Source organism: Propionispira raffinosivorans DSM 20765 (assembly GCF_000381065.1).
Taxonomy (GTDB): Bacteria; Bacillota; Negativicutes; order Selenomonadales; family Selenomonadaceae; genus Propionispira; species Propionispira raffinosivorans.
Genome location: NZ_KB905845.1, coordinates 59,137 through 80,832, shown reverse-complemented (window position 1 = coordinate 80,832; position 21,696 = coordinate 59,137). Strand labels below are relative to the sequence as shown.

The window sequence follows — 21,696 nt, the reverse complement described above, 5'->3', positions numbered from 1 at the left end:
TGGCAATAAAACAACAAGCTATTCATTCGACTTGCCCCTAAAAGACCTTACTTGTCGTGCATGAATAGGTTGGCATAAACTTAAATTCAGATTATCTGTAAGTTAATCTTCTTATGATTTACTTATTTCAAAATTATCCAGTCCATTTTTTTCGCTTAAAATTTTAAAAGCAGGTTCCAATAATACATTTAGTTCATCAAGAGTTAAATCGGTGGTTCTGTCAATTTTACATAAGAATTGTAAAACAGTTGCAGTGTTACAACTCTGAAAATTATATCTTTCGGCATTTACATAAATATAAAACTGCCTTCCGGAAGTTATCATCTGATTATCAAATAAACATTTTCGTATTGCATTGGCGATTAAAGAAGGCTGTTTTGCGCCTCCTTCTTTTAACTTACAAGAAATATAGAATTCAATCATACTTTATCAGCACCTCTGTTATTATTTTAAAATTATGGATTAACTATTTCCTTTAATAATTGAGTAAATTTAATATTCATGGCCTTATATAAATCGAGGAGGTCTAATTACTAAAAAAGGACTTTCCCCCTAAACTTGCCGAAATAATCAAATGACAAAACAATCAAACTCAGCAGAGTAAAAGGTGAAACAAATTATATTTATTCGACATGAATCCATTTTTACCTTTGAAACATTATTAGAATGTGAGCCACAAACTAGATTAACTAAATTTTTCAGTTGCTGCCGCTTGAGCGAACGTTCTGTAAAAAATATCATTTTATAACAAGGTGCATGCAATTTTTTTACGAATATAAATATGTATATAAGATTTTACAAAAGATATCGTATTTAAGAAGGATCTTTAAGTATGCGGGAAATGACTGACTGAGGGGGCTTTTCATTGTTTGCTCAAACATATGGTTCAACAACATTTGGTGTGAATGGGATTCTTATTCAGGTAGAAGTAGATATAGCCAATGGGCTGCCTGGCTTTGAAATCGTCGGTTTGCCTGATGCTGCAGTCAAGGAATCAAAAGAACGTGTCCGAACGGCGATTAAAAATTCAGGGGTAAAATTGCGGCAAGAAAAAATAACAATTAATCTAGCTCCAGCTGATATAAAAAAAGATAGTTCTGGTCTTGATTTACCTATCGCTATCGGTTTATTAGCAGCCTATGGCATTGTTCCTGTGACAATTTGCCAAAATAGTATGTTTGCCGCAGAACTATCACTTGAAGGGAAATTGCGTGGCATACACGGACTATTGCCAATGGCTATTCATTGTAAAGAATCGAAAATCAAGACCATTTTTGTGGCTCCAGAAAATATCAATGAAGCTTTGCTGGTGGAAGGATTGACGGTTTATGCTGTTGAAACATTAACGGAATTGATTGCATTTTTGACAGGAGAAAAAGTAGTAGAACCCGCTTTGAAAAAAATCGCCGATCCAGTCGAAATCGATAGTTTTGCCGAAGATTTTGCCGATGTTCAAGGACAATTTGTCGCAAAACGAGCTTTGGAAATAGCCGCTGCCGGTGGTCATAATATTTTGATGGTTGGTCCGCCTGGTGCAGGGAAAACAATGTTGGCCAGACGTGTTAGTTCTATATTACCAACGATGTCCAATCAAGAAGCATTAGAAGTAACAAAAATTTATAGTATTGCCGGACTCTTAAGACAGAGCGAGGGGCTTATTACAAATCGGCCATTTCGTAGTCCCCATCATACGATATCCAGTGCTGGAATGATTGGAGGGGGAACAATTCCCAAACCGGGCGAAGTTACATTGAGTCATCATGGGGTACTTTTTCTCGACGAACTGCCGGAATTTGGCAAGTCGACACTGGAAGTGCTCCGTCAGCCACTGGAAGATGGCATGGTGACGATTTCGCGGGTCAATGCATCCATCGCCTTTCCTGCATCGCTAATGCTCGTCACTGCCATGAATCCTTGTCCTTGCGGATTTCTTGGAGATTCTGAACATGTTTGTTCCTGCACCGCTAATGAAATAAAAAGATATACAAAAAAAATATCTGGTCCATTGCTAGATCGAATCGATATACATATTCAAGTACCTCGCGTCGAATATAAAGAACTAACAGAAACAAAACCAGCAGAAGCTTCGATTGTTATTCGTAGTCGCGTTGAGGCAGCACGTTGTGTGCAGCTAAATCGCTTCAAAAAAAATAAAATTTTCTGTAATGCGCAAATGAGTCACGCGATGCTTAAGCGGCACTGTGCATTGACTCCCGAAGCAGAATCACTTTTAGAGTTGGTTTTTAAAAAGATGAGTCTAAGTGCAAGATCATATGACCGGATTATTAAGGTGTCACGTACGATTGCTGATTTAGATCATTCTGAACAAATTACCGATCACCATGCAGCTGAAGCTGTACAGCTTCGGAATAATCTAATACAGATATAATAAATAAAATAGTTATTTCGTTTAGCGATGCCCGCTTTTAGCTTGGGAGACTAATAGGCTGGATGTCATTTATTTAATACATTATATATATTATGAAATTTTAAAATAAGCATTTGAGCATAAAAATGTGTTACACTGAATAGAAATTTAAAAATACAACCTGATGAAAAATAATCGCAACATATTTATGTAGTAGAAAGTTTTTATGAAGGATAAAGAAAGTTGGAAATTCATTCATGGCAAGCGTATTTATAGAGCCGAATAAGGCTGGATTGACTACGATATGCATCGAGGCACTACAAACAGATTATAAAATTTCGGATATGGTGGATATGTCGCTCGTGGAAAAAGAAGCAGCACGATATTATGGAAATTGTTTTGCGGATGAGCGGCATGTCATATATGTGGCACATACTGAAACGGGGTTTGTTGGCTGTGGGGGCATCAGTTTTTACGAAATTATGCCAACCTACAACCATCCATCGGGAAAATGTGCTTATATTATAAATATGTATACATCTCCTTTATATAGAAAACAAGGTGTTGCAACGCAGATTTTAGATTTATTGGTTAAAGCGGCACAAAAACATGGTGTTCGTAAAATCTCATTAGAAGCCACTAAAAAAGGCAGAGGTATTTATGAAAAATATGGGTTTGTGCAAAGTGGTTATGAAATGGAATATAAATAAGTTCTCTGCTGTTTTTCATAAAAGTTTGCTATAATAAATCGTCTTATTTATTTTTAGAAAATACTGCCAATGTACAGTATTTAGATTTAATACCACAGGGGGATTTTGATGAATTTTGATAAAAGTGTATTTGGTCGGTTTTCAGTAGTAATAACAGCAGGAGTTTTATGGTTTGTTTTAGGAATGGTATTGCGTGTTGCTTTGACATTATTTTCTTATCATACGATTGTCGCGACGCCGTGGGAATTGTGCAAGGTTTTTGTTGTTGGCGGCTTTTTTGATTTAGTCGTTATTGGACAAGCCTTATTGCCATTGATTCTTTATGTATCTTTGGTGCCACAACGTTTTTTTGCTGGTAAATGCAATAAAATAATTCTTACGTGTTTCATTTGGATTTCGACGGTTGTTATGTTGTTATTGGGGATTACCGAGTTTTATTTTTGGGCTGAATTCCAGGCTAGATTCAATTTTATAGCCGTGGATTATTTAGTTTATACACAAGAATTAATGGGGATGATTCGTGAGGGGTATCCACTTAAAGCATTATTCAGTGGCATGGCGATTTGTGCTAGTATCCTAACATTTTTTATTTGGAAAAAATCTTTGTGCTGGACGACCAGCATTTCGTTTAAAAAAAGGTTAGGTATCCTCGGGATTTTTCTACTATTCCCAATACTCGTATTTTTTGCAGTTTCTGCAAATTGGAAAAATGTGAGTACCAATGTTCTTAATAATGAATTGGCCGGTAATGGTTCCTATGAATTTTTATCAGCATTTCGTAATAATGAACTTGAGTATGATCGTTATTATAAAACGATTTCGAAAGAAGAACTTGATCCTGAACTCAGAGGACTGTTACAGGAAAGCAACAGTCAATATAGTAGTTCAGATTTAGGTGACTTGACAAAAGTTATAACGGCGGCGGGACCGGAAAAACATCCAAATATTGTTGTAATTACCGTGGAAAGTTTGAGTTCAGATTACTTGGGCATTTTTGGTAATAAAGAAGGGTTGACGCCCAATTTAGATAAAATTGCGCAGGATTCGCTACTGTTTACTAGAGTTTATGCTACTGGAACGAGGACGGTTCGAGGCCTTGAGGCGCTTACTTTATCCATTCCACCGACACCGGGACAATCGATTGTTCGTCGTCCTGATAATGCAGATATGTTTTCTTTAGGATCGGTACTAAACAGTCGGGATTATAAAAGCTGGTTTATTTATGGCGGGTATGGTTATTTTGATAATATGAATGATTTTTATGAAAAGAATAATTATCAGATTCTAGATCGTACGAGTATTCCAAAAGAAAAAATCATGACCGAAACTGTCTGGGGTGTAGCGGATGAAGTTGTTTTTGGCGAAGCGGTTGAAAACCTTGATAAAGCGTATGCCAATGGTGAGAAGACTTTCCAGATGATTATGACTACATCAAATCATCGTCCTTATATTTATCCAGATGGCAGGATTGATATACCATCTCCAGGCGGTCGCAATGGTTCGGTTAAATATACAGATTGGGCTATTGGAAATTTTTTAGCTGAGGCCAAAAAACATCCTTGGTTTAATAATACAGTCTTTGTTATTGTTGCGGATCATCAGGCATCAAGTGCCGGCAATACAGAAGTACCAATCAAAAAATATCATATTCCATTGATCGTTTACGCACCACAATTGATCAAACCGGGGCGCGTGGATCGGCTCATGAGTCAAATTGATGTTGCTCCTACTTTGCTAGGATTGCTTGATTTTTCTTATACTTCACGGTTTATGGGCTACGATGTCATGAAGCTGCCGGAAAATAAGGAACGCATTTTTATTAGTACCTACCAGAATATTGCTTATGGGAAAGGCGATAAATTGATTGTCTTAGAACCAAAAAAACAAGTTTCATTTTATCAAATCAATTATGAAACTGGTGAGTATATTAAACAAGCACCGGATTCCGATTTGCTGAAAGAGGCAATTACGTGGTATCAAGGTGCCAGTACGCTCTATAAAGAGGGGAAATATGGTGCAGTGCATTAAAAATTAGGTAATATGATGTTAAAATAAAAAGACAGTGAATGTGAGATCGTTTAGAATATAGCTCGCATTCACTGTCTTTATTAGTTATGCAGTTGTTCTAAATGACGGTGAAGTTTTTGACCAATCAGGACAGCCATACATAATTTCACAAGGTCACCAAGAATAAAAGGAAGGAAGCCAACGCTTAGTGCTTTGCCCATTGACATATCGGTGATCCAGGCGAGCCAAGGGACACCGATCAGATAAACGATGCCGATTCCACCAAGCAGATTTGCCAGAGCTAATCGAGCTAGTGTATTACTGGACCCTTTTAGCAAAGAGATCAAGACAGCCCCAGGGAGATAGCTAATTAAATAACCACCGCTAGGGCTGGTAAAAGCTCCAATTCCACCACTGAATCCAGCAAAAACAGGAAGTCCGACGGCACCGAGTAATAAATAGATGGTGAGACTCCAAAAGGTTAGCTTCGGTTTTAATAAGGTTCCTGTCAGCATGATGGCAAGTGTTTGCCCTGTGATTGGTACAGGGCTAAATGGCAGTGGGATGGAGATGAATCCCATAACGGATATAAGTGCTGCACAAAATGCAGGATAAATTAAATTGGTTAGAGCAGATTGGTTCATAAAGATACACTCCTCGTCATTTGTATAAAATAAGTACGAGATAAAGTATACCGATTTATTTACATCTCGTCAACAAAGATATATTATATGGTTAACGACTTGCTTGGGAGGATATTTTATGTGTACTTGTTTTGCAGTTTATTGGGAAAGGCCTATTTATGCTATGAATTTTGATTTTGCTCCTATTGAAATGAAAGTTTGCTTAAAAAAGACCGTTTCTGGTAAATTTATTTGTTTTTATATCCGGTATTTTAAAAAATATTCACCACTTGTTGGAATGACGGATACCGGAGAATTTGTTAATTTGCAGGAAATGCATTTTATTGGTAAAAAAAAGAATGTTCTGCCTCGTCAATCAAATCAGCAGTTAAACGGGATGCAGTTATTTCACGATTATTTATATAGGAAGATTAAGCTAACGGAAATTATGGCGCTTGATGGATCACAAGGCTTTTTTATGCCGCCAAGTTTTCAGGTTCATAACATGTATGCCAACAGCAAGGGTCAGGCGAGCATTTTGGAGTGTGTGGATGGTAAACTTCAACAGCAGAAAATAACGGGCAGTAGACTGGTGATGACAAATTTCGCGAATACAATCTATAAAAATTCACAAGATATCGATGCACGATGTCAGGGAGCAGATCGATATAACATTGTTCACCAGTTACTGGATAAAGCGAATTTAGGTGACCCAATTGAACAGGCATTTCATATTTTGCAAACGGCAAGACAGGATCATTCGCAGCATCCAACGCAATGTAGTATGGTTTTTGATCCTGAAAGGCAATTTGTTTATTTTAAAATCCGCAGTGATTGGAACCGTATTTGGTCCATTTCGCTTAGGGATGAGGTGTTAGTTGAAACCAATCGTAGTTTGGCCGTGGAACGATTGCTTGATGAAGCTGGCTGCTTTTTTAGTGAACTATAGAATTTTTTTTTGTTTTTAACTCGTTTTCATGGTTTTATAAAGCTGGGAAACTATACGATATGGTCGCTTACAAAAATATAACTTTACATTTATTTGCTTTAAGGTAAAATTAAAGTACGGGTAAGTTTCGTTGTACGAAAATTTTATCGAAAGAATCCCTATGTTAAATGGAGCAAAAATGCTGGAATTTATTATGATTTTGCGTTTTTGTATAAATGTCGAGAGGAAATTAAAGAAATGGAAATCATCATCAGTACGTATCCAGAAAAAATTAAAAGTAGTCCATCGGTTGAAACGATAGTTAAAGATGCTATTATTAAAGTTGGTGAACTGTATGGATTGGAAACAGCGGAAGTAAGTGTTACTTTAACCGATAATGTGTATATTCATGAATTGAATATGAAATACAGGAATATAGATCGTCCGACGGATGTGCTTTCTTTCGCTTTAAATGAAGGGGAGGAACCGGATATTGTTGATGGACCTAGTATCAACATGCTGGGGGATATTATTGTTTCGGTGGAACGTGCCACTGAACAAGCGGCTGAATATGGGCATAGTATTGAACGTGAAATAGCATTTTTGACAGTGCATGGAATGTTGCATCTTTTAGGATATGATCATATGGAAGAAGTTGATCGGGCTGAGATGCGAAAAGAAGAAGATTACGTTATGGCAAAATTGGGGATTGGTCGTGAATCTTAATTACAGCCTAAGCAAAGCTATGTTTCATTAAAATATAAGAAAAAGAAGAGGCGATCATATGGAAAAAATTCATAAATCAGGATTTATTGCGGTTATTGGCAGACCAAATGTAGGTAAATCAACATTAATCAATAGTTTAATTGGACAAAAAATTGCCATTATGTCCGATAAACCACAGACAACACGAAATAAAATTTTATGTGTATTGACGCAAGATGATGCACAGATTATATTTATCGATACACCGGGGATTCATAAGCCAAAACATAAATTAGGCGAATATATGCTGCATGCCGCGGAAAATACTTTAAAAGAAGTGGATGTCATTTTATTTGTGGTTGATGCCACAGAGGATTTGGGTGCAGGTGAATTATATATTCTAGAACGTTTACAGGCAACGAATAAACCAGTTATTTTGGTAGTCAATAAACTTGATAAGATTACAAAACAGCAAGTTTTGCCGATTATTTCGCGCTATACAGAAAAATATCCATTCATTGGTGTTGTGCCAATTTCCGCTAAAGAAAAAACAAATTTAGATGGCTTACTTGTAGAAATCAAAAAACATTTAGAAGAAGGTCCGCAGTATTACCCAAGCGATATGGTTACAGATCAACCTGAACGCCTTATTGTTGCGGAACTTGTTCGGGAAAAGGTACTTATTTTAACCCGAGAAGAAATACCGCATGCGATTGCGGTGGATGTTGATGAAATGACAACACGGTCAAATGAGGATGTTTATATTCGTGCTACGATTTACGTAGAACGTGATTCGCAAAAAGGTATCATCATTGGTGCAAAAGGTACGCTTTTAAAAGAAATCGGTGCCTTGGCACGTCGCGATATTGAAACATTGTTAGGGTCGAAAATCTATCTGGATCTTTGGGTCAAAGTCAAAAAAGACTGGCGTAATCGAGATGGTGCTCTGAAGAGTTTTGGTTTCGAATAAAATAAAGTAGACTGGGCTGTTTTTATATGTTTTATTTGTCAATAAGTAAAAACATGTGAAATAGCCCATTTTGTATGATGAAAATGGAGTTGGGCAAATGAAACCACTATCGAAGTATTTTATTAATGGACTGATTTTAATTGTACCGCTGGCTATTACGATTTTTGTTATTACAGAGATCTTATCTTTTACGGATGGTGTTCTTGGCCGTTATTTGCCGGTTTATTTTCCCGGAGTAGGGTTGATTACGGTTGTGGCAATGATTCTTCTCGTGGGCTGGCTGTCATCTTATTGGGTTTTGAAAAAAATAATCGGCTATGGCGAAAGTCTTGTGAATAAAATTCCTATTGTAAAACTTATTTATAATGGTGTTAAGCATTTGTCTACAGCAGTTTTTGAATCGAAAAATTTATTCAATCATGTTGTTATGGTGCCGTATCCTCATTCCGGGGTCTTGGCAATGGGCTTTGTTATGGCGGATGTACCCAAAGAGCTGCAAAATCAACTGGGCGATGAATATATCTGCGTGTTTATTCCCTGGAGTCTTAACATGACATCGGGAAGCAATATCTTTGTTCCGAAAAAAGATGCAGTTTATTTGAATATCAGCGGCGAGTCGGCGCTGCAATATATGCTGACGGCTGGAGCTGTGATGCCGAAAAGTAACGGCACGGAACAAAATTATGTAGAAGATATGGAAGCAAACGCTGAAAAGAAAGGTATAGAAGAAAAATAACATGGCGCAGTATAAGACAGATGCTATAATTTTATCCGTCCACAATTGGGGTGAAGCGGATAAAATGGTTACTCTTTTTTCCAGAGATTTGGGAATTATAAAAGCAGCCGCTTATGGCTGCAGGCGTCCGCGCAGCGCCCTTGCCGGCGGGATGCAAATGTTTAGTTATTTGGATGTGCAGCTGGGGGAAGGACAGCGGCTGGATATCGTTCGGCAATGTGAAATGAAACTATCCTTTAAGGCTTTGCGCGAAGATTTAGATGCTATGGCGTATGCGACGTTTGTTGCTGAATTGGTCTTGGGTTTGTGTCCGGAACGCCATCCTGAACCACAAATATTCGATAAGTTATTACAAGCCTATGCGGCTTTTTCCAAACACAATCCTCGCATTGTAGCGCTGGCGGTGGCTTATCAATTTTTAGACTATACGGGTTATCAGTTGAATTTTGATACATGCGTCGTTTGTGGTACACCGATTAAAGGGGATGCATTTTTTTCACTCGAACAGCGTGGCGTTTTATGTAGTGACTGCAAGTCGCCAGGATCCGATGCATTTTCAGATAAACTGCGAATGTTTATTTATCAGTTGCGGGAACTTGATTGGCTTAAGCCGCCGGTCTTTAGTGTAAGCGGAGGAGATTTGGTTTTAGCAGAAACGTTATTACTGCTTTATTTGCAAAACCTGCTAGAAAAACCATTGAAGTCGCTGGCCTTTATTCATCAATTGTCAATGCTTCCCGGGGCGAAAAAAATGTAATGTTAAAAAAGACAGGCGATAATATTTTTCAGCTCGTTAAGTTGATTGACAAGATTCGCGTGATTTGTTACACTAAAATAGTCTTTTGAAGATATGATAGAGATGAATGCGATGAAAAAAAGAGTAGCTCTTGACTAAAAGCGAAGTGGAGATGGTGTGAGTCCGCTAAAAAAAGAGTGAACGGCGTTTTGGAGCAGTGAGAAGAAAGCATTTTGCCAGTAAAACTCACAATAGACGAAGGTGGGCGAAAGCCAATCAGGGTGGAACCGCGGGTATAACATCTCGTCCCTGTAACATTTGTGTTACGGGATGGAGATGTTTTTTTGTTGCCCAAAACCGTACGAATTCAATTCATTGTTTGTTTCATCTTCAAATATACACTGATACAAGCAGCACAAAACAAGAATGAGGAGGTAGTTTTCTTATGAAATTTCAGGAAATAATCCTGACCTTGCAAAAATTTTGGTCTGAGCAGGGTTGTATTTTAACACAAGCATATGATATCGAAAAAGGTGCCGGTACGATGAATCCGTCGACTTTTTTACGTGTTTTAGGTCCAGAACCTTGGCATGTAGCCTATGTAGAGCCATCGAGACGTCCAGCTGATGGTCGTTATGGTGAAAATCCAAATCGTTTGTTTCAACATCATCAGTTTCAGGTGATTATGAAACCATCGCCTGATAATATTCAAGAATTATATCTGGAAAGTTTGGCTAAATTAGGGATTAATCCAGCAGAACATGATATACGTTTTGTTGAAGATAACTGGGAATCACCAACACTAGGAGCTTGGGGATTAGGCTGGGAAGTTTGGCTCGATGGCATGGAAATCACGCAGTTTACGTATTTCCAACAAGTTGGTGGTGTTGATGTAAAGCCGGTATCGGTCGAAATTACATATGGTTTAGAACGTTTGTCCATGTATATTCAAGGTAAGGAAAATGTTTATGAACTGGAATGGGCGGAAGGCTATACGTATGGGGATGTATTTCATCAAAACGAAGTTGAACAGTCAACCTATAATTTTGAACTTGCCGATGTAGATTTACTGTTTGATTTGTTTGATAAATATGAAAAAGAAGCAATTCGTATCATTATGCTTGGGTTTGTTCATCCTGCTTATGATTATGTATTAAAATGTTCGCATACATTTAATCTTCTTGACGCTCGTGGTGCTATTAGTGTTTCGGAACGTACGGCATTTATTGGCAGAGTTCGTAACTTGGCAAAACTTTGTGCACAGTGTTATTTGAAACAGCGTGAGGAACTTGGCTACCCATTGCTAAAGGGAGGTAAAGAGCATGAATAAAGATTTATTATTAGAAATTGGTACGGAAGAAGTTCCTGCACATTTTATGCCGGGAATTTTACAGCAAATTGCCGATACGGCAAAGAAGATTTTTACAGATCTTCGTATTTCCTATGAAGATATTCGTACGGTTGGAACCCCACGCCGTATGACACTTATAATGAAAGGCCTCAATATAAAACAGGCAGATATCCAAAGTGAAAATAAAGGCCCTTCCATAAAAATTGCCTTTGATGCGCAAGGCAATCCAACCAAGGCTTGTGAAGGGTTTGCCCGTGGTCAAAAAGTTGATGTTAAGACACTTGAAGTTAGAGATGGTTATGTTTATGCAATTGTTCATGAAAAGGGTCACGATACAGAAGCATTGCTGCCGGAAGTTTTGCCAAATTTAATCAATGGGTTGAACTTTCCTAAAAATATGCATTGGGCAGATCTTGATGTAAAATTTGTTCGTCCGATTCGTTGGATTGTGGCATTGTTTGATGATGCTGTTATTGATTTTACGGTTGCTAACGTATCTTCTGGTCGTATCTCACGCGGTCATCGCTTCTTAAGTCAAGGCGATTTTTCGATTACGCGGGCGGCGGATTATGAAACATTGCTTAAAGAACAATTTGTTATTGTGGATCAGGTCATTCGTCGCAGTATGATTCGTCAGCAAATTGAAGAATTAGCTGCTGCAAAAGGCGGAAAAGCTGATATAACGGAAGAACTTTTAGAAGAAGTTGTATTTTTGGTAGAATATCCAACTGCACTTTGTGGCAGCTTTTCTGAAAAATATCTCTTATTACCACCAGAAACGGTTATTACGCCAATGCGTGAACATCAGAGATATTTTCCCGTATTAGCAGCTGATGGGAAACTCATGCCGCTGTTCATTACGGTCCGAAATGGCGGCAGTGAGCATTTGGAAACGGTACAACATGGTAATGAACGTGTGCTTCGGGCGCGCCTTGATGATGCACAATTTTTCTTTGATGAAGACCGTAAAGTGAAATTGGTTGATCGTTTAGAAAAATTAAAGACAGTTGTATTTCAAGAAGGTCTTGGCAGCATTTATGATAAAACAACTCGTTTGGAGAAATTGGCAGATTTTATCGGCAAAGCAATTGGAGCTTCGGCTGTTGAAATAGAGACCTCTGTTCGAGCCGCAAAACTGGCCAAAGCCGATCTCGTTAGTGGTATGGTTTGTGAATTCACGGAACTTCAAGGTGTTATGGGACGGGAATATGCTTTGCTTGAAGGTGAAACGAAAGCAACGGCTGCTGCCATTTATGAACATTATTTACCACGTTTTGCCGGGGATGCTTTGCCGCCAAGTACTGCGGGACGTATTGTAAGTATTGCGGATAAAATTGATAATATTGTAGCAACGTTTAGTCGCGGTTTGATTCCAACGGGGTCACAGGATCCATTTGCGTTGCGTCGTCAGGCCTTGGGACTGGTTAATATTATAATTGATGCCAAGTATACAATTTCTTTAGCCGATCTAGTGAATTGCTCGCTGGATTTGTTTGATATTACCGATGCAGCTACAAGAAGTAAAATGCTGGTTGATGTAGAGGATTTTTTACGTTTGCGGATTAAAAATGTTTTAGCGGATGCGAAAATTCGTTATGATATTGCTGATGCAGTTATCAGCGGTGGTGTTTTTGATGTTTACAGTGTATATTTAAAAGCAAAAGCACTGTCACTCGAAATCGACAAAGAACCGATGGGGAAAGCAATTCAAGCATTTGTGCGTGTTACGAATTTAGCGAAAAAAGCATCGATGATTTCTATAAATTCATCTTTATTTACATTGGTGGAAGAAAAAGCTTTATACCAAGCCTATACATCTACGGCAAACGCTGTTGAAAGCTTAGTGGATGGACAGGACTACAGTGGGGCAATTGATGCACTCATGGACTTAACAACGCCGATTGATGTCTTTTTTGCAGGTGTTATGGTCATGGATAAAGATGAAACAATCAAAAACAACCGCCTTGCTTTATTAAAATCCATATTGGAACTGATAAGTCATGTGGCAGATTTTAGTAAAATCGTATAACGTGATATATTTATAGCAAAAAAGCTTCTCTGCTTTACAGAGAAGCTTTTTTGCTATAAACATTAAGTTGCATTAAAGATTTTATATGGGAATCGTCATGAATGGGGGATAGGGCTCCGTGGCGTTACGTAGGAAGCAAACGATGCCCTATCCCCCCATTCATGGCAGCCTAATAGGCTAGAGGCAACTTATATATTATAAAATAGCATTGTCTTTTACGTTATAGCTTATATACGTAGCTGAAGATTGTTGACCATTGTTATTTACGTTGACGTTATTATAAAACTCAGCAATTTTTGTATCCCAGTTATACGTTACAGAATCGGCTGTGATCGATAAACCACTTCGTTCGAGATCAACATTTCCTTTAATGGAAGCTTCTTTTTTACTGCCGTTGACGTAAACGCTATCGCCGGTAAAGGTAATATCATCTTGCAAAACGGTAATGTTTCCCTGCCCCCATACTTCAAAAGAAGAAATATTCACTTGTGCTTTGTCGGCTGTAATGATACGAGAATCTGTGGCGATGCGGACATTGCCTTCAAGAATATATCTGCCTGTATTAATATCAAGATAATTTGAATCAGACGTGATGGTCGGTTTGCTGGCAAAAGCTGCCGCCGTCATCAATGTTAGGATTGTAAAGGTAAGAAAAAACAGTTTAATTGATTTCATGTATTGACTCCTTTCTATCTCAGATTATATTATAACAGATCTAGGTTTCAAAAATATAGGTACAGTGAACTAAAAATTTTCTTTCTTAGAATAGATGTTATATAATGAAAGAAAGACATTGGAGGTGTAAAGGTTGAATATACGTGAACGAACGGAGCAGCTTGAATATGATATTTTATCGCCCTATGCCAGTAAGAGTAAAGAAGCAAAGCGAGTGACTCTAGAGATTGACTGTCAGTTTCGAACGAAATATCAACGAGATCGTGATCGTATTTTACATGCGAAGTCCTTTCGACGTTTGAAACATAAAACCCAAGTTTACATAGCTTCAGGTGACCATTATCGTACACGGATGACTCACAGCTTAGAGGTATCACAAATTTCTCGAACCATTGCCAGAGGTTTGCAGCTTAACGAAGATTTAGTGGAAGCGATTGCTTTAGCTCATGATGTAGGGCATACACCATTTGGTCATGCTGGCGAAGAAACGATGCAGCGTTTAGTGGGCCATTTTTCGCATAATGAACAAAGTTTGCGTGTGATTGAATATTTAGAGAGAGATGGTAAAGGTCTTAATCTTACCGTCCAAGTTAAAGATGGGGTTGTGAATCACACAGGGAAAATAACACCGAAAACATTGGAAGGCCGTATTGTTAAAACAGCGGATCGTATTGCCTATCTATGCCATGACTATGATGATGGGATGCGGGCTGGAATGTTGAAAAGTGGAGATTTGCCGGCCGTTGTGAAAAAAACGTTAGGAATCGATCCGTCTAAGATGATAACAGCAATGGTATCGGATATGATTGTTTCATCGATTGACCAAGCTGATATTTTTATGTCACCGGAATTCGTTGAGGTCATGAATACCTTTCGAGCTTTTATGTTTGAAAATATTTATCATTCGAATATTCTGGCCAAAGAGCGTGCTCAGGCTGGTTTTGTCATTGAACAGCTTTATCTTTATTTTATGAAGCATTTTGATCGTTTGCCCAAAGAATTTTTGCATCGAGAAGAGAATTGGGGTAAACAAATTGTAGTTGTTGATTATATAGCAGGCCTTACAGATAGTTATTCGGTGCAGTTATTTAATGAAATTTTTATGCCGCCAATCTCGATTCGTTTATAAAAACCAACAGATTGTTTTGAAAGATCGTGGGGAATGATTTTGCTAAAAAATCGTTCTTTTTTTTTGCTGAGAACAAAATTATAAAAGAATGTCAATAGGGAAAAAGGATATTGATGATTTATATTGAATATATTTAACAATGAGTAAGATGAAATCGCAAGATATTGGGTTAAAAAATATAGACTCACAGATATGCAGTTGTGAAAGTTGTTTGAAAAAAGCAGGAAAATATAAAATCTTAGCGAATTTAGGTTTAAGTATTTATATTTTGTTTGAAATAGAAGAATGTTTTCACAGCATATAAGTAAATCGAAGAGCGCAATGAAAGGTGAATTTAATGGAAGGCAATATGATTTATGATGACTTTGTTGAACGTGTGCGCTCAGAATCTGATATCGTAGCAGCAATTTCTGAATATGTGGCTTTGAAGAAAAAGGGAAATCGATATTGGGGCTGTTGTCCTTTTCATAGTGAAAAGACACCATCTTTTTCTGTACTGCCGGAGAAAGGCTTTTTTTATTGCTTTGGCTGCCATGCAGGCGGAAATGTTTTTAAATTTATTTCGATGATTGAGAATTTATCTTATTTTGATGCAATCAAATTCCAAGCAAATAAGCTGAATATACCATTGCCGCAACGGGAAAAAACCGAGCAGGAAGTAATCAGAGAACGTGAAATAGCAAAACTATATAAAGTTCATGAAATGGCTCGAGATTTTTTCCATGCCTGCCTGACAAAAACGAAATATGGTATACAGGCCAAGACATATTTTTTACAGCGTGGAATCAATGAGAAAATTATTGCAGATTTCAAATTGGGGTTTGCACCGCAGTCGTGGAGCAAATTGTCTGAGGCATTTCAAAAAAGAGGTATCAGCGATGAACTGCTAATTGAATCCGGCTTGGCAGCAGAACGATCATCAGGCGGTGTCTATGATCGCTTCCGCAACAGGGTTATCATTCCTATCTGCGATGAACGCAGTCGGGTTGTGGGGTTTGGCGGCAGAGTATTAGATGATAGTCAGCCTAAATATTTAAATTCGTCGGAAACGCTTATTTTTAATAAAAGGCGTCTTTTATTTGGTCTTGACCAAGCAGCAAAATCAATTAAAGAAAGCGGTTTTGTTATTGTAGTTGAAGGGTATATGGATGCTATAACAGCACATAATAGTGGGATTAAAAATGTAGTTGCTTCCTTGGGCACAGCATTTACATTGGAGCAATGTAAAAAAATACTTCGTTATGCACCAGAAATTCGTTTTGCTTATGATAGTGATAGTGCTGGACAAAATGCAACGATTCGGGCTCTTTCTATTATTCGTGGCAGTGGTGCAAATGTAAGGGTTATTTCAATTCCTGATGGAAAAGATCCAGATGAATATATCCGTAAACATGGACCAACACAGTTTCGTAAGTTGATTCAAGATGCATTGCCGTTGGTTGAATATCAAATGAAACGAGCTTTTAGTGAACATGACTATTCTACACTGGAAGGAAAAGTAGCGGTGGTTGAAAAACTCACACCGATATTGGCGGAGATGAATAATGCAGTTGAATTGAATGCATATATTACCCGTATATCACAAGTTATAGGTGTTGATGAAGGAGCCATTCGCAGTGAAATACACAAATCTTCAGGATTGGCTCGTACGCGAATGGTAAAGCCATTAAATTCGAGTATGCGTACGATTGCTAAAAAAGTAGATAATGCCGTAATTCAAGCTGGTCGTCATGTTATCAATACGGTATGGATGGATACTAGCATTCTGCCTTATTTGGATGCACAGCTAAGGGTGAATGAGTTTCAAACAGATATGCATCGCGAAATTATACAATTTTTATCAGACAGCTACAAAAATAAGAAGACAATCAATGATCTTACAGCATCTTCGCATTTGAGTGAAAAAGCCAATGCGGAACTATCACATTGTCTGCTGGATGAATTGGAGTCTGAGGACAGACTGCAGTTACTGGATGATTGCATAAAAACAATTCATTTAGCATATTTAAGGAAATTATATGAAGAACATCGCTTGAAGGCAGATGAATTAGAACGTATGGGGGATGAGGGCTTTGTGCAGGAGCTTGCAGAAAGTCAGCGAATAAAAAATGAAATTGACAAAATATGATTTAAAGCAGTGGGAAAATTTAATAAGTGTAAGTATACGGAAAGGAGGTATGTAAATGGCTGAAAAGAAACAACATTTGTCGGCGCACAGTGCAGAAATAATTGAAAAGCTATTGAATAAAGCTAAAAAACGCGGTGCCGTTCTTACGTATACGGAAATTGTTGACGCTTTTCAAAGTGAAGAGCTGTCGCCAGAAGAAATCGATGATATGTATGAGATCTTTACGGGCAAAGGTATCGATATTGTCGATGAAATTGCTGATTCAGATCACACGGATGATACGGATGTTCAGGGACTTGACAAAACTGACGGCGATGAAAATGAAATTGATTTAAGCATTCCAGAAGGTATCAGTATTGATGATCCGGTTCGTATGTATTTAAAGGAAATTGGTCGTGTACCTCTATTGACCGCAGAAGAAGAAGTCTTTTTAGCGAAACGCATGGAAGAGGGCGACGAAGAAGCAAAACGCAGGCTGGCCGAAGCAAATCTTCGTTTGGTTGTCAGCATTGCAAAACGGTATGTTGGTCGTGGAATGTTGTTTCTTGATTTAATTCAAGAAGGAAATCTTGGACTGATTAAGGCTGTAGAAAAATTTGACTATAATAAAGGCTATAAATTCAGTACGTATGCAACTTGGTGGATTCGTCAGGCCATTACCAGGGCTATTGCCGATCAAGCGCGAACGATTCGAATCCCTGTGCATATGGTTGAAACAATCAATAAATTGATTCGGGTATCACGTCAACTTTTACAAGAACTTGGCCGAGAACCCGCTCCAGAAGAAATTGCCAAAGAAATGGAAATTACAGTAGAACGGGTTCGCGAAATTATGAAAATTGCGCAAGAACCAGTATCGCTGGAAACGCCAATTGGTGAAGAAGAAGATTCCCATCTTGGTGATTTTATTGAAGATCAGGATGCACCGGCTCCAGCTGAAGCTGCCTCCTTTATGTTACTGAAGGAACAATTGGAAGAGGTTTTAGAAACATTGACGCCGCGCGAGGAAAAAGTACTTCGCCTGCGCTTTGGACTAGATGATGGTCGGGCAAGAACGCTTGAAGAGGTTGGACAAAATTTTGGTGTGACGAGAGAACGTATTCGCCAGATCGAAGCGAAAGCCTTGCGAAAGCTTCGCCACCCAAGTCGTAGTAAGAAATTAAAGGATTTTCTTGAATAAATTTACAAATTTTTCTTGACATGATAAATGTCATTTTGTATAATAGCTGATGTTGGCATATTCCTTGATAGCTCAGTTGGTAGAGCAATCGGCTGTTAACCGATCGGTCGTAGGTTCGAGTCCTACTCAAGGAGCCATTTTTTAAGGGCCTATAGCTCAGCGGTAGAGCAACCGGCTCATAACCGGTCGGTCCCTGGTTCAATCCCAGGTGGGCCCACCATTTTATAAAGAATTTGGGTAATAGATTCGCTACGTGTATTTCTGCTTATTAAGCGGTTTCATAGCAGTTTTATTTTGGTATTACCCATCAATGTAATACATTTGATGCAAAGCAGAGTCTGCTTTGCATTTTTTTATATTTGAAAATTTGGAGGAAGTATAATGAATTTAGGACCGCGTTTATTATCGGTGGCAAAATTTGTTCCCAAAGGTTCAGTGGTGGCAGATATTGGCACAGATCACGCTTATTTGCCTATTTCGTTGGTAGAAAATAAAATTGTGGATAAAGCCTTTGCTTGTGATGTACATGCGGGACCTTATCAGGTGGCTCAAAAAACAATTTTAGCGGCGGGAGTATCGTCACAGATTGATGTTCGTTTTGGTGATGGTATTACTGTTTTGTCGCCAGGTGAAGTTGATGTGCTGACGATTGCGGGCATGGGGGGAGCTTTGATGATTGATATTTTAAGCAAATGCCCCCGTGTTACAGCTGATTTAAAAGGAGTGGTTTTGCAGCCGATGAATGGAGCAGCACTTCTGCGTTCATGGCTCTACCAAAATGGCTGGAAAATCAACGAGGAAGATCTTGTTTTTGATGAAGGCCGCTTGTATGAAGTGATGTATGCTGTTCATGGGTATACGGCAATGCCAGAAGACCTTTTAATGGAAATTGGTCCAATGCTTTGGCAAAATCGCCATATTTTATTGCGTCAGCACATTGAAAATTTGCTTTTTCAAAGCAAACGTGTTTTAAGGGGAATGGCAAACAGTGAACAGGCAAAACAAAGTGAAAAATATTCCTTTGTTTTAGAAAAAATAAAAGAATTGGAGGATCGAATGCAATGTCTATAAAATGTCAGGTTGTAATGGATATCATGGATAAGATTGCACCACGTATTCTTGCTGAAAGCTGGGATAATGTTGGGCTGTTAATTGGCAGCCCGGCACAAAATATTGAGAGAATATTGGTTTGTCTCGATGTAAGTGAAGCGGTTATTGAGCGGGCCGTGCAGGAAAAATATGATTTAATTATCGCGCATCATCCACTAATCTTTAAACCAATAAAAAATCTGCGAACGGATCTTCCGTTGGGTCACATGCTTAGCAGAATTTTGAAATATGACATTGCTGTATATGCGGCACATACGAATCTTGATACTGCCAGTGGTGGTGTGAATGATGTTTTGGCTGAACTTTTACTTTTGAAGAATGTGAAGCCTTTAGACATCAGCCATGAAGAAGAACTTGTCAAGCTAGTTGTATTTGTTCCTGTGGAGTATAAGGACGTTGTACAGACGGCAATTGGCAATGCTGGAGCAGGTCAAATTGGTAATTATTCACATTGCAGTTTTTCGGTAATTGGTGCGGGGCAATTTTTACCGCTTACTGAGGCAAAGCCGTTTAAGGGAAAATGTGGTGTTTTGGAAACAGTAAATGAAATTCGTCTGGAGACCATTTTGCCAGCTGAAATTTTAAATAAAGTTGTTAAGGCTATGCTGAAGGTACACCCTTATGAATCGGTGGGTTATGATGTATATTCACTTAAAAATAAAAGAAAAGTGGAAGGTATGGGGCGAATTGGCGAACTAAACGAACCCACTACTATTGATGAGTTTGCTAAAACGGTAAAAAATGCCTTGTCGACAAACCAATTACGTGTTGTGAAAAGTGGCAATAAACTCGTCAGAAAAGTAGCTCTGTGCAGCGGCAGCGGGGCTGAATTTATCGGGAAAGCAGCCTATGCTGGTGCGGATGTATTTGTTACCGGTGATGTTAAATATCATGAAGCACAAAAAGCAGTTGAACAGGGAATTCACCTTATTGATGCTGGACATTTTGGCACAGAGATGCCTGTGGTGCAAGTTTTAGCGGAACGATTACGTTCTTGTATGCAAGAACAAGGCCGGCAGGTTGAAATTACCGCCGATGATACGAGTCGGGATTTTTTTACTGTGATTTGATGATTGACGTAGTTGCAAAAAAGAGTTAAACTAAATTTGTTACAGAGAATTTGTGTAACACAATAGATTGCTAGGGAGCTCATGTTATGGGCTGAGAAAGGGCTATTAAGCACCTGACCTGTTACCTGATCGGGATAATGCCCGCGTAGGAAGTGCAAATGTGTATTATATACGCCTATCCTATATGGATAGGCGTTATTTTTGCTCACTATGTTCAGGCGGCATGAAAATACGAAGAGAGCTGGTGTTGACATGGAAATTGTAGTAAATGGGAAAGAAAATATCATTCAGGAAAATATGAGTTTAGGTGATTTTTTGGTGGGAAAAGGTTTTTTGCCTAAAAAAGTCGTGGTTGAACATAATGGTACAATCATTGCAAACAAACATTGGTATGAAATTATCTTAAGTCCACAAGATCGATTGGAAATTGTTACCTTTGTAGGAGGTGGCTGAAATGGGAGATCTATTTACGATTGGCAACACACAAATACAGAGTCGATTATTAATGGGTACAGGGAAATTTTCTTCCAATAAAGATATGCCAGCGGCGATAGAAGCAGCGGCTGCCCAGATTGTTACGGTTGCGCTGCGCCGGGCGGATCGTGACTATGAAGCAGAAAATATTTTAAATTACATTCCTGAAAATTGTATTTTGATGCCAAATACTTCAGGTGCCAGAACGGCGGATGAAGCGGTTCGAATTGCCCATATGGCACGAGCTATGGGGTGTGGGGACTGGATTAAAATCGAGGTTATTTCCGATAATCGGTATCTTTTACCGGATAATCAAGAAACAATTAAAGCAACAGAGATTCTAGCAAAAGAAGGCTTTATTGTTTTGCCGTATATGAGTCCAGATTTAATGAGTGCGAAACGTTTGGTAGATGCTGGGGCGGCAGCGGTAATGCCGCTGGGTGCACCGATTGGCAGTAACCGTGGTTTGCAAACAGTTGAACTGCTTCGAATCTTGATTGATGAAATTGATCTGCCGATTATTGTAGATGCTGGGATTGGCAGACCTTCAGAGGCGGCTGCCGCTATGGAAATGGGAGCTGCAGGCGTTTTAGTCAATACGGCGATTGCTGTAGCGACAGATCCGGCAGCTATGGCTCATGCCTTTAAGTTAGCAGTGCAGGCAGGGCGAATGGCTTATTTGGCTGGTTTGGGGAGAGTTATGCCGAGTGGAGCGGCTGCATCTTCACCGCTTACCGGGTTTTTACATGACGGGGAGGTCCTTTGAA

General features: G+C 38.7%; 20 protein-coding genes, 2 tRNA genes and 1 riboswitch. Of the genes, 19 read left to right on the top strand and 3 right to left on the bottom strand.

Annotation, left to right across the window (positions count from 1 at the left end):
- Nucleotides 1–111: 111 nt before the first annotated feature.
- Entirely contained in the window at nucleotides 112–423 is a 312-nt protein-coding gene (locus F606_RS0107350) for a hypothetical protein (protein WP_019553239.1), read from the bottom strand.
- A 442-nt stretch (nucleotides 424–865) separates the two neighbouring features.
- Here F606_RS0107350 and F606_RS0107345 point away from each other — a divergent pair, with 442 nt between their 5' ends.
- From F606_RS0107345 to F606_RS0107335, 3 genes are all read left to right on the top strand, one after another.
- Nucleotides 866–2,389, top strand: coding sequence for a YifB family Mg chelatase-like AAA ATPase (locus F606_RS0107345; RefSeq protein ID WP_019553238.1), 1,524 nt, complete (start codon nucleotides 866–868; stop codon nucleotides 2,387–2,389).
- A 236-nt stretch (nucleotides 2,390–2,625) separates the two neighbouring features.
- On the top strand, nucleotides 2,626–3,078 hold the full coding sequence (locus F606_RS0107340; protein WP_019553237.1) for a GNAT family N-acetyltransferase: 453 nt from the start codon (nucleotides 2,626–2,628) through the stop codon (nucleotides 3,076–3,078).
- Nucleotides 3,079–3,186: 108 nt separating this feature from the next.
- Nucleotides 3,187–5,106, top strand: a complete 1,920-nt coding sequence (locus tag F606_RS0107335; protein WP_019553236.1) for an LTA synthase family protein — start codon at nucleotides 3,187–3,189, stop codon at nucleotides 5,104–5,106.
- 80 nt (nucleotides 5,107–5,186) lie between these two features.
- Here F606_RS0107335 and F606_RS0107330 read toward each other — a convergent pair whose 3' ends face one another.
- On the bottom strand, nucleotides 5,187–5,729 hold the full coding sequence (locus tag F606_RS0107330; RefSeq protein WP_019553235.1) for a biotin transporter BioY: 543 nt from the start codon (nucleotides 5,727–5,729) through the stop codon (nucleotides 5,187–5,189).
- Nucleotides 5,730–5,847: 118 nt separating this feature from the next.
- On the opposite strand from F606_RS0107330, the gene F606_RS0107325 reads away from it, so the two are divergent.
- The 7 genes from F606_RS0107325 to glyS all read left to right on the top strand — a co-directional run bounded on the left by F606_RS0107325 (nucleotide 5,848) and on the right by glyS (nucleotide 13,163).
- Entirely contained in the window at nucleotides 5,848–6,657 is an 810-nt protein-coding gene (locus tag F606_RS0107325; protein ID WP_019553234.1) for a hypothetical protein, read from the top strand.
- Between the two features lie 237 nt (nucleotides 6,658–6,894).
- Nucleotides 6,895–7,362 (top strand): rRNA maturation RNase YbeY, encoded by a 468-nt coding sequence (ybeY, locus tag F606_RS0107320; RefSeq protein WP_019553233.1) that lies wholly within the window; start codon nucleotides 6,895–6,897, stop codon nucleotides 7,360–7,362.
- Between the two features lie 58 nt (nucleotides 7,363–7,420).
- The gene (gene era, locus F606_RS0107315; protein ID WP_019553232.1) at nucleotides 7,421–8,311 is read left to right on the top strand and encodes a GTPase Era; all 891 of its coding nucleotides are present in this window, start codon (nucleotides 7,421–7,423) and stop codon (nucleotides 8,309–8,311) included.
- Nucleotides 8,312–8,408: 97 nt separating this feature from the next.
- Entirely contained in the window at nucleotides 8,409–9,047 is a 639-nt protein-coding gene (locus F606_RS0107310) for a DUF502 domain-containing protein (RefSeq protein WP_019553231.1), read from the top strand.
- 1 nt (nucleotide 9,048) lies between these two features.
- Nucleotides 9,049–9,804 (top strand): DNA repair protein RecO, encoded by a 756-nt coding sequence (recO, locus tag F606_RS0107305; RefSeq protein ID WP_019553230.1) that lies wholly within the window; start codon nucleotides 9,049–9,051, stop codon nucleotides 9,802–9,804.
- Between the two features lie 424 nt (nucleotides 9,805–10,228).
- Complete coding sequence (gene glyQ / locus F606_RS0107300; RefSeq protein WP_019553229.1) at nucleotides 10,229–11,113, top strand: glycine--tRNA ligase subunit alpha; 885 nt, start codon at nucleotides 10,229–10,231, stop codon at nucleotides 11,111–11,113.
- A complete protein-coding gene (gene glyS / locus F606_RS0107295) occupies nucleotides 11,106–13,163 on the top strand; it encodes a glycine--tRNA ligase subunit beta (RefSeq protein ID WP_019553228.1) in 2,058 nt (685 codons plus the stop codon). The genes glyQ and glyS overlap by 8 nt, the downstream gene beginning before the upstream one ends.
- 195 nt (nucleotides 13,164–13,358) lie before the next feature.
- Here the strand turns inward: glyS and F606_RS0107290 are convergent, their stop codons facing one another.
- Nucleotides 13,359–13,838, bottom strand: a complete 480-nt coding sequence (locus F606_RS0107290) for an LptA/OstA family protein (protein ID WP_019553227.1) — start codon at nucleotides 13,836–13,838, stop codon at nucleotides 13,359–13,361.
- A 133-nt stretch (nucleotides 13,839–13,971) separates the two neighbouring features.
- Here F606_RS0107290 and F606_RS0107285 point away from each other — a divergent pair, with 133 nt between their 5' ends.
- The 9 genes from F606_RS0107285 to F606_RS0107245 all read left to right on the top strand — a co-directional run bounded on the left by F606_RS0107285 (nucleotide 13,972) and on the right by F606_RS0107245 (nucleotide 21,695).
- Complete coding sequence (locus F606_RS0107285) at nucleotides 13,972–14,967, top strand: deoxyguanosinetriphosphate triphosphohydrolase (protein WP_019553226.1); 996 nt, start codon at nucleotides 13,972–13,974, stop codon at nucleotides 14,965–14,967.
- Nucleotides 14,968–15,304: 337 nt separating this feature from the next.
- Nucleotides 15,305–17,095: a DNA primase gene (gene dnaG, locus F606_RS0107280; protein ID WP_019553225.1), complete on the top strand. Its 1,791-nt coding sequence runs from the start codon at nucleotides 15,305–15,307 to the stop codon at nucleotides 17,093–17,095.
- Between the two features lie 55 nt (nucleotides 17,096–17,150).
- Entirely contained in the window at nucleotides 17,151–18,275 is a 1,125-nt protein-coding gene (rpoD, locus tag F606_RS0107275) for an RNA polymerase sigma factor RpoD (RefSeq protein ID WP_019553224.1), read from the top strand.
- A 61-nt stretch (nucleotides 18,276–18,336) separates the two neighbouring features.
- Nucleotides 18,337–18,412, top strand: a tRNA-Asn gene (locus tag F606_RS0107270).
- A gap of 8 nt (nucleotides 18,413–18,420) precedes the next feature.
- A tRNA-Ile gene (locus F606_RS0107265) sits at nucleotides 18,421–18,495 on the top strand.
- A gap of 161 nt (nucleotides 18,496–18,656) precedes the next feature.
- Entirely contained in the window at nucleotides 18,657–19,346 is a 690-nt protein-coding gene (locus F606_RS0107260; protein ID WP_019553223.1) for a tRNA (adenine(22)-N(1))-methyltransferase, read from the top strand.
- Nucleotides 19,337–20,455 carry a Nif3-like dinuclear metal center hexameric protein gene (locus F606_RS0107255; RefSeq protein ID WP_019553222.1) on the top strand — a complete coding sequence of 373 codons (1,119 nt, stop codon included), beginning with the start codon at nucleotides 19,337–19,339 and terminating at the stop codon, nucleotides 20,453–20,455. The genes F606_RS0107260 and F606_RS0107255 overlap by 10 nt, the downstream gene beginning before the upstream one ends.
- 61 nt (nucleotides 20,456–20,516) lie before the next feature.
- A riboswitch (TPP riboswitch) is annotated at nucleotides 20,517–20,626 on the top strand.
- 81 nt (nucleotides 20,627–20,707) lie between these two features.
- Entirely contained in the window at nucleotides 20,708–20,908 is a 201-nt protein-coding gene (gene thiS, locus F606_RS0107250) for a sulfur carrier protein ThiS (protein WP_019553221.1), read from the top strand.
- Nucleotide 20,909: 1 nt separating this feature from the next.
- Nucleotides 20,910–21,695 (top strand): thiazole synthase, encoded by a 786-nt coding sequence (locus F606_RS0107245; protein ID WP_019553220.1) that lies wholly within the window; start codon nucleotides 20,910–20,912, stop codon nucleotides 21,693–21,695.
- Nucleotide 21,696 lies beyond the last annotated feature (1 nt).

Excerpts from the sequence above, each read along its gene's own strand:
- F606_RS0107350 (WP_019553239.1), bottom strand. The coding sequence starts at position 423 with ATGATTGAATTCTATATTTCTTGTAAGTTAAAAGAAGGAGGCGCAAAA.
- F606_RS0107340 (WP_019553237.1), top strand. The coding sequence starts at position 2,626 with ATGGCAAGCGTATTTATAGAGCCGAATAAGGCTGGATTGACTACGATA.
- F606_RS0107335 (WP_019553236.1), top strand. The coding sequence starts at position 3,187 with ATGAATTTTGATAAAAGTGTATTTGGTCGGTTTTCAGTAGTAATAACA.
- F606_RS0107330 (WP_019553235.1), bottom strand. The coding sequence starts at position 5,729 with ATGAACCAATCTGCTCTAACCAATTTAATTTATCCTGCATTTTGTGCA.
- F606_RS0107325 (WP_019553234.1), top strand. The coding sequence starts at position 5,848 with ATGTGTACTTGTTTTGCAGTTTATTGGGAAAGGCCTATTTATGCTATG.
- ybeY (WP_019553233.1), top strand. The coding sequence starts at position 6,895 with ATGGAAATCATCATCAGTACGTATCCAGAAAAAATTAAAAGTAGTCCA.
- era (WP_019553232.1), top strand. The coding sequence starts at position 7,421 with ATGGAAAAAATTCATAAATCAGGATTTATTGCGGTTATTGGCAGACCA.
- F606_RS0107310 (WP_019553231.1), top strand. The coding sequence starts at position 8,409 with ATGAAACCACTATCGAAGTATTTTATTAATGGACTGATTTTAATTGTA.
- recO (WP_019553230.1), top strand. The coding sequence starts at position 9,049 with ATGGCGCAGTATAAGACAGATGCTATAATTTTATCCGTCCACAATTGG.
- glyQ (WP_019553229.1), top strand. The coding sequence starts at position 10,229 with ATGAAATTTCAGGAAATAATCCTGACCTTGCAAAAATTTTGGTCTGAG.
- glyS (WP_019553228.1), top strand. The coding sequence starts at position 11,106 with ATGAATAAAGATTTATTATTAGAAATTGGTACGGAAGAAGTTCCTGCA.
- F606_RS0107290 (WP_019553227.1), bottom strand. The coding sequence starts at position 13,838 with ATGAAATCAATTAAACTGTTTTTTCTTACCTTTACAATCCTAACATTG.
- dnaG (WP_019553225.1), top strand. The coding sequence starts at position 15,305 with ATGGAAGGCAATATGATTTATGATGACTTTGTTGAACGTGTGCGCTCA.
- rpoD (WP_019553224.1), top strand. The coding sequence starts at position 17,151 with ATGGCTGAAAAGAAACAACATTTGTCGGCGCACAGTGCAGAAATAATT.
- F606_RS0107260 (WP_019553223.1), top strand. The coding sequence starts at position 18,657 with ATGAATTTAGGACCGCGTTTATTATCGGTGGCAAAATTTGTTCCCAAA.
- F606_RS0107255 (WP_019553222.1), top strand. The coding sequence starts at position 19,337 with ATGTCTATAAAATGTCAGGTTGTAATGGATATCATGGATAAGATTGCA.
- thiS (WP_019553221.1), top strand. The coding sequence starts at position 20,708 with ATGGAAATTGTAGTAAATGGGAAAGAAAATATCATTCAGGAAAATATG.
- F606_RS0107245 (WP_019553220.1), top strand. The coding sequence starts at position 20,910 with ATGGGAGATCTATTTACGATTGGCAACACACAAATACAGAGTCGATTA.